Origin of the sequence: Psychrobacter sp. HII-4 (assembly GCF_904846595.1) — a bacterium.
GTDB lineage: Bacteria > Pseudomonadota > Gammaproteobacteria > Pseudomonadales > Moraxellaceae > Psychrobacter > Psychrobacter celer.
Map to the genome: position 1 here is coordinate 1 of NZ_CAJHBJ010000051.1, position 10025 is coordinate 10025.

Genomic DNA, 10025 nt, shown 5'->3' on the forward strand with positions numbered 1-10025 from the left:
TAATTAGGGGCTGTATAGAATTGAGAAAACATTGAAAAAAATAAGCAACGCCTTACTCTAATGTTTACCACAACAAAGAAACAAGGCGTCACTTATGGCTCGCACCAAGCTTAACGATGAACATTGGCACAAGCTATTTATTATATTGCGACAAATTAACATATATAACAAGCCCAATCTAAGACGTACCGTTGAAGGCATGTTGTACCGCATACGAGTAGGCTGTCCATGGCGAGACTTACCTTCTTATTTTGGTCATTGGTCTAGCATATATCATCAATACCGTTACTGGCGTAAAACCGGTAAATGGCAAAAGCTCATGAAGATAGTCACAGCAAATTATGATAGTGAACGGTTATTTATAGACGGTAGCGTGGTCAAAGCTCATCAGCATAGTACAGGCGCAGCCAGTCATCTTGATGAGGCCATTGGTAAAAGCGTTGCAGGTAATAGCAGCAAACTGCACTTAGTGGTCGATGCTTGTGGCAACCCTATACATGTTGAGCTGTCAGGTGGGCAAGTACATGACTCTAAGATGGCAAAGGCGTTGATATTTAGCACGATTAATAACCAGACTAAAGCGGTGATTGCAGACAGGGGCTACGATAGTAGCGATATTAGAGAGTGTATCTTCACGCACTGTGCTCAGTCAGTCATACCTGTTAAGTCGAACTCTAAAAGCTGTAACGACACACTAGATTGGTATTTGTATCGTTGCCGTCATTTGGTAGAAAACGCTTTTGCTAGATTGAAACATTTTAGGGGCATTGCCACGCGATATGATAAGCTCAAAGATAGCTATGCAGCGGCGGTAATGCTCGCTTGTGTCTTTATCTGGTTGCCCCTGATTTGAATTCTATACACACCCTAGTTGTACTTAATACTCTTGATGGATAACTCTCTATGAAAATGCAGGAAATTGAAAGTTTTATTGTCAGAAAATTGCCAATCGATAGTGGAAAAAAGAATGTTTTAAATCGTCGTATTAATAAGCTAAAAAGAGATCCAAAAGGGTTTTTTCAATCATCGTATAAGAAGCGTAGCGCCCAGATATTAAGTAAGACACCTATCAAGCATAGAGGTGATAATAAGTTTACAGTCGTATCTGCGGTCTATAACGTGGAGAAGTATTTAGATGATTACTTTAAAAGTCTGGTTAATCAAAGTTTAAGTTTTAAAAAACACATACAGCTGATATTAGTGGATGATGGCTCTACTGATAATTCTGCTGAAATTATCAAAAAATGGCAAAGAAAATATCCAAATAATATTACTTACTTATATAAAAAGAATGGTGGTATTGCCTCTGCACGTAACCTAGGTTTAAGTTCTGTAAAAACAGAATGGGTGACTTTTATAGATTCAGATGACTTTGTAAGTAGTAATTATTTTAAGATTATTGATGATGCAATCACAGAAGGGGAAGATGTAAAGTTGGTTGTCGCTAATCTGATGTTCTATTATGAACAAAATAAAACAATTCAAGACAGTCATCCTTTAAAGTATAGATTTACAGATAAGAGAAGTACAGTTCCTTTATCAAGATTGGATAATAATATCAATTTATTTGTAACAGTTACTTTCTTTAAGATTGATCATATAAAAAAGATTAATTTAGTGTTCGATGAAAATATTAAGCCTAATTTTGAAGATGGTAAGTTTATTGCTGACTATCTATTAGGATTAGAAAGAGGTAATGCCATCTATCTAAAAGATGCAGTTTTTTATTATCGTAAAAGAGGGGATGGTAGCTCTACTATCGATAATTCGTGGCAAAATAAAGGTAAGTTTCATGATGTTTTGAAATTTGGCTACATTCCAATGTTGAGAGATTATAAAAATAGGTATGGGGTTGTACCGAAAAATATTCAATTTACTGTTATTTACGAAATGTCTTGGCATCTTCATAACTTCGTAAATAAAAACGATAAGCTTTATTTTTTAGATGAAGAAGATAAGGTTATATATCTTAATTTGATCAAAGATATTTTTGGATACTTAGATGAAGAGACTATCATGAGTTTTCATCTAAATAAGTTTTGGTTTTTTTATAAAGTTGGCGTTTTAGGTGCATTTAAGAAATCTGAACCTCCATTTCAAATAGCTTATATAGAGAAAATTGATGAAATAAAAAAGAAAGTCTTGGTTACTTTGTTTGCATATAATGAAGTGCCTATGAGTATTGCTATCAATAATATTGATAAAATACCATGTCATAATAAAGTGGTTATTAATAGCTTTGCTAGTGAGATATTTTCTCACGAGTATAGAAACTGGATATCGTATAATGACTTAAAAGATATTCTGAATGTAAAATTACTTGATCAGAGTGTGAAGATTTCTTTGAAAGGGAAGTTGTATAATAATGGAGTATCAGTAAATGAAATACGTAATGCTTTCAAGCCGTCGAAACAGTACTCCTTAGATGGTAGCTGGTTGTTTATGGATAGAGAAACCAAAGCTGATGACAATGCAGAACATTTTTATCGATATATTACTAGGAACTATCCAGAGCAAAAGTGTTATTTCGCTTTAAATAAAAGCTCAAAAGATTGGCAACGCTTAGAGAAAGATGGTTTTAATTTGTTGGATTTTGGTTCAGATAGTTTTGAAAAGCAACTGCGAAAAGCCTCTAAGATTGTTAGTAGTCATCTTGAGGCTCATATCAACAACTATTTTGGTGATAACTATGGTTTTAGTAAAGATTTTATATTTTTACAACACGGAGTAATAAAGCATGATCTTTCTACTTGGATAAATACTAAAAAAAATATAAATGTTTTTGTTACTACAACTATTGATGAGTACAAATCTATTGCAAAAAGCCCTAGTACCTATAAGATTACTGAAAAAGAGGTAGTGTTAACTGGGTTGCCAAGGCATGATGCATTATTAAATAATTACTTGGAACCTGAAAAAGTAATACTTATTATGCCAACTTGGCGTCATTATTTAGTTGGAGAAAGTATTGGTAAGGGAGTTAATACAAGAAGTCTGAACTCTAATTTTTTTAATTCTGAATATGCTAAGAACTGGATAAGCTTGTTAAATAACGCAAGCTTACATAAGCTTGTATCAAATTATAACTACAGGATAGTATTTGCACCTCATTCTAATATTGCACCTTATTTACCATTCTTTGATTTGCCAGATTATATTGAATTATGGAGTTCATTGGATTCAGAGCAAAGCATTCAGCATTTATTTAAGCAGGTGAGTTTTTTAGTTACTGACTACTCTTCTGTAGCATTTGAAATGGGTGTGTTGAATAAAGCTACAGTTTACTATCAATTTGATAGGGATGAGATGTTTTCTGGGGAGCATACTGTTCAGCGCGGGTATTTTAGTTATGAAAAAGATGGATTTGGACCTGTTGTTACTAAAGAAAGTGATCTGCTAGTTGAGTTGGAAAATGTACTAAAGAATGATGGTAAGCCGCTAGAGCCTTATAAAACTCGAATGATTGAAACCTTTCCATTTCGAGATGGTAAAAACTGTGAGAGAGTATATGAAGCCATTTTAGACTTAGATCGTCCTGATACATCGGTAACCTCTGTTGAAAAGATAATGGAGTATGTTGAAAAAGCAGTAACTCATGAAGCTTGGGATCTTGCATTAGAGCGTATCGGTAATGCTCTTCAGCATTCTGATATTACGCAAGCACAAGTGAAAGAAGTTACACAAATAAAAGAGTCCGTACTTCAAACTGGCTACCAAAACGAACCTGTTAAACTAGCTAATATCTTGTGGCAAGAAAGTCGTATAGAAGAAGCGCTAGATGTTCTTAAACAAATAGATGATATAGAGGCATCAGATGAGCTATTGCGCCTACGGGTTAAACTGGCTATCTTGAACAATGATTTCGTATTAGCTCGAGACTCACAAAAGCTATTACTAGAAAACTATAACGAACAATGTACTACCGAAGACTGGCAGTTTTATACACAGTTGGCTAATATATAGAGATACTTTCGATCATAAAAAAAGAGCTTGTATAAGCTCTTTTTTCATAGGTGTAGTAATCAGATGACACGCAATAAAGAAACAGCTTTTGGTCAATATCAGCGCAAGTTTAAAAAGCTAAGAGAAACACCTGGTTTGTTTTTCCGCGACTATTTTAATAAACGCTATCCTATTACCAATACGGAAATGGGTGTTAACGAGTCCACAGAGACTGCCTTTTTAGAGTATTCAAATATCAACACTGTTGCCATGCCTGAAGATCGGGCTATAGATGTGGTATTTACTTGGGTCAACAATTTAGACCCCGCATGGCAAGCCAAGTACAAAAAATTTGAGCAAGCCTATGATCGTGTCCAGATTGGCTTACATGCCACTGATAAAGCGCGTTTTGAAGACCATAATGAACTGTTTTATTCAGTCAAAGCAGTAAAAAGTTACTTACCATGGGTTAGGCATATCTATATTGTCACAGACAATCAGACACCTCAGTGGCTGCATGGTATGACAGGAGTAACAGTCGTTGATCATACTGAAATCATAGACCCTCAGTATCTACCGACTTTTAATTCACACGTCATCGAGGCTTTTTTATATCGTATTCCTGGTTTGGCAGAGAATTTTATCTATTTCAACGATGATGTTTTTGTAGCAAAAGAGTTACCTCAAGAGCATTTCTTTTCGGCCAATAATATCGCTTCGCTTTTTGTTTCTACTAAAAATTTATATGATATGCGACGACGAGGAGTAGAGACACCAACGCTAAAAGCATCGTTTAGAAGTATCGACCTTATTAGGAGACATTACCCTTATGAGATCAAAAACACCTTAGTACATACTTATTTCCCACTGAAAAAGTCAGGATATGAGCATGCATGGTCTTTATTTAACGATGAAATAACATCCTTTTTACCTAACAAGTTTCGTGGGCACAATGATATTAACATGGCATCATTCTTAGTTCCTTGGTTATTATACTGTAAGGCGAAAGCAATTGAAAAAATAGATATTTGTTATTATTTTAATATACGTACACGTCATGCATTAACACGCTATAAAAAATTATTGGAACTAAAAGCGGAGAATGCTTCACCGCATTCTTTTTGTGCCAATGACTTTACAAGTAAAAAGGACAACGTGTTACAGGGTTATCATGGGCATCTGATAGCAATGTTAGAAGAGTATTATGAGTGATTATTGGTTAAGTTTACTGTTAAACTAAGCCAATAATGTTGGATAAGTATAACTTATAATGAACACCGAAAAAGATAATAAGGGTAGCATGAAAAATAAAATCCTCGTCACAGGCGGCGCAGGCTACATCGGCTCGCATACTTGTATAGCCTTGCATCAGGCAGGCTACGAGATAGTTGTTTATGACAATCTATCTAACAGTAGCCGTGAAGCAGTCAATCGTGTCTCTCACCTTATCGGTGAATCTATTGAGTTTGTTAAGGGTGATATCCGTGATGCCAAGGCATTAAGACAAGTGTTCGACGCGCATCAATTCTTTGGTGTCATACATTTTGCCGGATTAAAAGCCGTCGGTGGGTCCGTCGCCAAGCCCTTACTATATTATAATAACAACGTCAGTGGCACCATCACCTTACTCGAAGTCATGGCGGAGTATAAGGTTAAAAACCTTGTCTTTTCCTCCTCTGCCACGGTTTATGGTGATCCTGAGACCCTGCCTATCAATGAGACCGCCCCGCGCTCCTGTACCAATCCCTATGGTCAGAGCAAACTGACCGTCGAGCATATCCTCGAAGATCTAGCCGTCTCCGATACTAGCTGGAGTCTAATCTCTCTGAGATATTTTAATCCAGTGGGCGCGCATCTATCAGGGCAGATAGGCGAAGACCCAAATGATATTCCAAACAATCTCATGCCCTATATCTCGCAAGTCGCTGTCGGCAAGCTGGAAAAACTTAGCATCTTTGGCAATGACTATCCGACCATCGATGGTACAGGCGTGCGTGACTTTATCCATGTCAGTGATTTGGCCGCCGGTCATGTCGCTGCATTGAATTATTTACAGCAGCAAGTTCATGTACAGCAAAGCTCAGCAGGGTTTTTGCCTATTAATTTAGGGACTGGCACAGGTACGTCGGTGTTAGAGCTGGTCAATGCCTTTACTGACATCACAGGGCAGCGTGTGCCGTATCAGTTTGTCGCGCGCCGTGCCGGAGATATCGCCAGTTGCTATGCCAGTGCCGATAAAGCGAAAGAGTTATTAGGGTGGCAAGCCAAATTATCAATTACTGATATGTGCCAAGATACGTGGCGTTGGCAGAGCATGAACCCGAGTGGGTATGAGTAAATCGCTTTCTCCTAATGAAGAGCTGGCATTAATAAAAATCAATTAAAAAAAAGAGGCTTCTATGAGCATCATTATTCAAGCGGGGCATGAGTCGTCATCATCTGAAGCACTGATGGAATGGTTGTATTCCCGTGGCTTAAAAAAGCCAATTTTGTCTAACGTACAGCAGTTATCAGGTAAGAAAATAGCGGATATACTAGACAAAATTATAAGTAAAAAGCAAAGTACTGATAACAGCAAGCTAACTGAAAGCATAGTAGTAGATTTTTTATTAGCGAATATTGATCAAAATGATTGGGGTTGGGCCGATAGCAAAAACTTAACAGCATTGTCTCATTGGCAGTCTTTTGAGCCTAATACTCGATTTGTGCTGATCTTTGATCATCCAAAAAAAATACTGAGTCAGTTCGCAGAAAATGAGTTAACAAGAAGTAAAGTAAGTGATTTGATGGAAGGGTGGTTGTCATACCATAGTACCATGCTGAATTTTTTCGATACTCATTCTGATAAGTGTTTGTTATTAGAAGGGGATTTCTCTATCAAGCACGTGGTAAAGACTAAGGATTTATTTAAAAGCTTAAGTAGTTCTCTAGTGTTGAAGAGTGGGTGGCAGGTAGAAGATAACTCTGCAAAAGACAGTAGTCTTATTCAAAGTAGTAGTGATATAGCTCATGAGATGATGGTTGAAGAGATTGTAAAAAACTATCCTGAAGTGGTTAATGTCTTTAATTTGTTGTTAAACAAAGCGAATTTAAAAGGTAGTAAAATCATTTACAAGACCAAAAGACCAGATATTGATACACTCGTGGCTGCCATAACAGATATAACAAACTTGAAGACAGATCTCGACCATAAAAGTCATACTATTGAACATCTACAAGAAGAGTGTAAAACCGCTGATGTCTTAAAATCAGAAAACGAACGTTTGACTGCTGCACTGTTTGGAGCACAGGAAGCTATAGATAAACTCGCTGCAGAAAAAACTGCTATAGAAAAAAAAGTCAATGATTTTGAACAAGTAGACAAAAAAAATGAGGAGCTGGCGTTAGAAAATAATGCGTTGATTGCTGCATTGCATACTTTGCAAGAGTCTATAGAGAGAAAAACAACTGATAATCAAAGCGCAGAGATAAATGACAAAAAGCTTTTGATGATTAATCAAACACTAGAACAAGAAAACGCTTGGTTGGTTGAGGAGCTTCATAACACTCAAAACTTACTTGAAAAAAAATATGCTTCTGTAAAGCCACTTATTACCGATGAGGCGGCACAATCGAATAAAAACATGCAGGCGTCAGGAACCGTGTCTATCTACCATACCCCTGAAAGTAGAGTAAAAAACGATTTTCCCTATCGTCTAGGCGCTACATTGGTAAAAACTAAGACCATGAAAGACATGGTGTCATTGCCAATGACGGTTGCTAGAGAATACCATGATTATTTACAAATAAAAAAAGAGCTAGAAAGTCTGCCACCGTTAGACAAAGAGAGTGATTTATTACGCGCTGAAAAAACGAAAGCTCATTTATCCTATAGAGTTGGTAATACTGTCACACAGAGTATAAAGTCTCCAAAAAAAATGGTCAGGTTACCTATAAATATAGGTAAGGAAATTTTAAGTTTTAAAAAGTGAGGGTTTGTACTTTTCTGATATCTATAGACCTCTTGCAAAAGTACCGTTTTATTGACCTTCGTTAACGGAGTATCAAAGGCTAGCAATGACTTATGCAAGAGATCTTATGACGTAATCCATTTTAAACATTAGAATTTATCTAAACTATTAAGATATGAGGTCTCAAGTGAGTATTGAAACAGCAAACGCACTATTTAGAGAAAACAAGCTAGAAGATGCCCTAAAGGCTTATAAGAAAATTAACAAAAAAAATCCACTATATGAGCAAGCTCAGTTCAATATTCAACTGGTCAACAAGAGACTGAATAGAAGTACAGATCTACTTAATTTTAAAAATTCTGAAGTAGCTGAGTCGAGGCCTATTAAGACGCTGAATGGACCATTGGTTAGTGTGGTCATGCCAGTATTCAATGTAGCGCCTTACCTCGATGCTAGTATTATGTCTGTGCTAAATCAGACATATGAGAATATAGAGCTTATCATCGTTGATGATGCTTCTACCGATAATGGTATGAACATCATTAAGATGTATGAAAAGCAAGATAGCCGTATCAAGGTTATTAGTCTTGAGTTTAATACACTTGGTGGTGCAGGCATTCCTAGTAATATAGGGGTCGATCATGCTAAAGGTGAATACATCGCTTATGCTGATAGTGATGATATTCTAGACAAGCATGCAGTCGAAAAAATGCTAACTGCAGCAAGGACGTATGACGTAGATGTTGTCATTGGAGATTTTTGTAATTTCAGCGATGAGACGCGCGCTGTTGATGTTGCCTACGATAAAAACAGATGGGGAGGATTACCTTTAGATGAGGCATTTAGCCCTATAAAATATCCTGATATCTTTAAATTGTCGCCCGTGCCATGGCGAAAACTTTATAGTCGTAAGTTCTTAGACTTACACAATATACGGTTTCCTGAAGGCGATTACTTCTACGAAGACAATCCGCTACATTGGTTTGTATTATCTAAGGCCAACAGCATATTTATGCTAGATTATGTGGTGGCTTTCCATAGAATGGGACGAGAAGGGCAAACTATGGGCGCAGATAGCTTTAAGTTAGCTGCACACTTTTGCCACTCGAACTCTGTATTACGATTTTTTGAGACCTCTACTGAGCCAGTTAATGCGATTTTTTGGAAGGAGCTACTAAAAAAATCAGTTAATTATCAATGGGTGATAAGACAAGTAGATGATGAGGCTATTCAAAACACATTTAAAAAAGTTAATGCTCAGCTAGGGGCTGTATAGAATTGAGAAAACATTGAAAAAAATAAGCAACGCCTTACTCTAATGTTTACCACAACAAAGAAACAAGGCGTCACTTATGGCTCGCACCAAGCTTAACGATGAACATTGGCACAAGCTATTTATTATATTGCGACAAATTAACATATATAACAAGCCCAATCTAAGACGTACCGTTGAAGGCATGTTGTACCGCATACGAGTAGGCTGTCCATGGCGAGACTTACCTTCTTATTTTGGTCATTGGTCTAGCATATATCATCAATACCGTTACTGGCGTAAAACCGGTAAATGGCAAAAGCTCATGAAGATAGTCACAGCAAATTATGATAGTGAATGGTTATTTATAGACGGTAGCGTGGTCAAAGCTCATCAGCATAGTACAGGCGCAGCCAGTCATCTTGATGAGGCCATTGGTAAAAGCGTTGCAGGTAATAGCAGCAAACTGCACTTAGTGGTCGATGCTTGTGGCAACCCTATACATGTTGAGCTGTCAGGTGGGCAAGTACATGACTCTAAGATGGCAAAGGCGTTGATATTTAGCACGATTAATAACCAGACTAAAGCGGTGATTGCAGACAGGGGCTACGATAGTAGCGATATTAGAGAGTGTATCTTCACGCACTGTGCTCAGTCAGTCATACCTGTTAAGTCGAACTCTAAAAGCTGTAACGACACACTAGATTGGTATTTGTATCGTTGCCGTCATTTGGTAGAAAACGCTTTTGCTAGATTGAAACATTTTAGGGGCATTGCCACGCGATATGATAAGCTCAAAGATAGCTATGCAGCGGCGGTAATGCTCGCTTGTGTCTTTATCTGGTTGCCCCTGATTTGAATTCTATACACACCCTAGTGAA

Annotated in this window: 7 protein-coding genes; all 7 read left to right on the forward strand. The window is 37.2% G+C overall.

All coding sequences use genetic code 11. The features are described 5' to 3' along the window. The first annotated feature begins 94 nt into the window (after positions 1-94). The 7 genes from JMX98_RS12855 (at position 95) to JMX98_RS12885 (ending at position 10003) form a co-directional block, all read left to right on the forward strand. Positions 95-853, forward strand: a complete 759-nt coding sequence (locus tag JMX98_RS12855; RefSeq protein ID WP_201587139.1) for an IS5 family transposase — start codon at positions 95-97, stop codon at positions 851-853. 50 nt (positions 854-903) lie between these two features. Then, positions 904-3963 (forward strand): CDP-glycerol glycerophosphotransferase family protein, encoded by a 3060-nt coding sequence (locus JMX98_RS12860; protein WP_201587141.1) that lies wholly within the window; start codon positions 904-906, stop codon positions 3961-3963. Positions 3964-4026: 63 nt separating this feature from the next. Next, positions 4027-5154: a stealth family protein gene (locus JMX98_RS12865; RefSeq protein ID WP_201587143.1), complete on the forward strand. Its 1128-nt coding sequence runs from the start codon at positions 4027-4029 to the stop codon at positions 5152-5154. A 58-nt stretch (positions 5155-5212) separates the two neighbouring features. Then, positions 5213-6280, forward strand: coding sequence for a UDP-glucose 4-epimerase GalE (gene galE / locus JMX98_RS12870; RefSeq protein ID WP_227680174.1), 1068 nt, complete (start codon positions 5213-5215; stop codon positions 6278-6280). Positions 6281-6341: 61 nt separating this feature from the next. Further along, positions 6342-7913: a hypothetical protein gene (locus tag JMX98_RS12875; RefSeq protein ID WP_201587144.1), complete on the forward strand. Its 1572-nt coding sequence runs from the start codon at positions 6342-6344 to the stop codon at positions 7911-7913. Positions 7914-8079: 166 nt separating this feature from the next. Next, on the forward strand, positions 8080-9168 hold the full coding sequence (locus JMX98_RS12880; protein WP_201587146.1) for a glycosyltransferase family 2 protein: 1089 nt from the start codon (positions 8080-8082) through the stop codon (positions 9166-9168). 76 nt (positions 9169-9244) lie between these two features. Beyond that, positions 9245-10003: an IS5 family transposase gene (locus tag JMX98_RS12885; RefSeq protein WP_201587148.1), complete on the forward strand. Its 759-nt coding sequence runs from the start codon at positions 9245-9247 to the stop codon at positions 10001-10003. Positions 10004-10025: the final 22 nt, after the last annotated feature.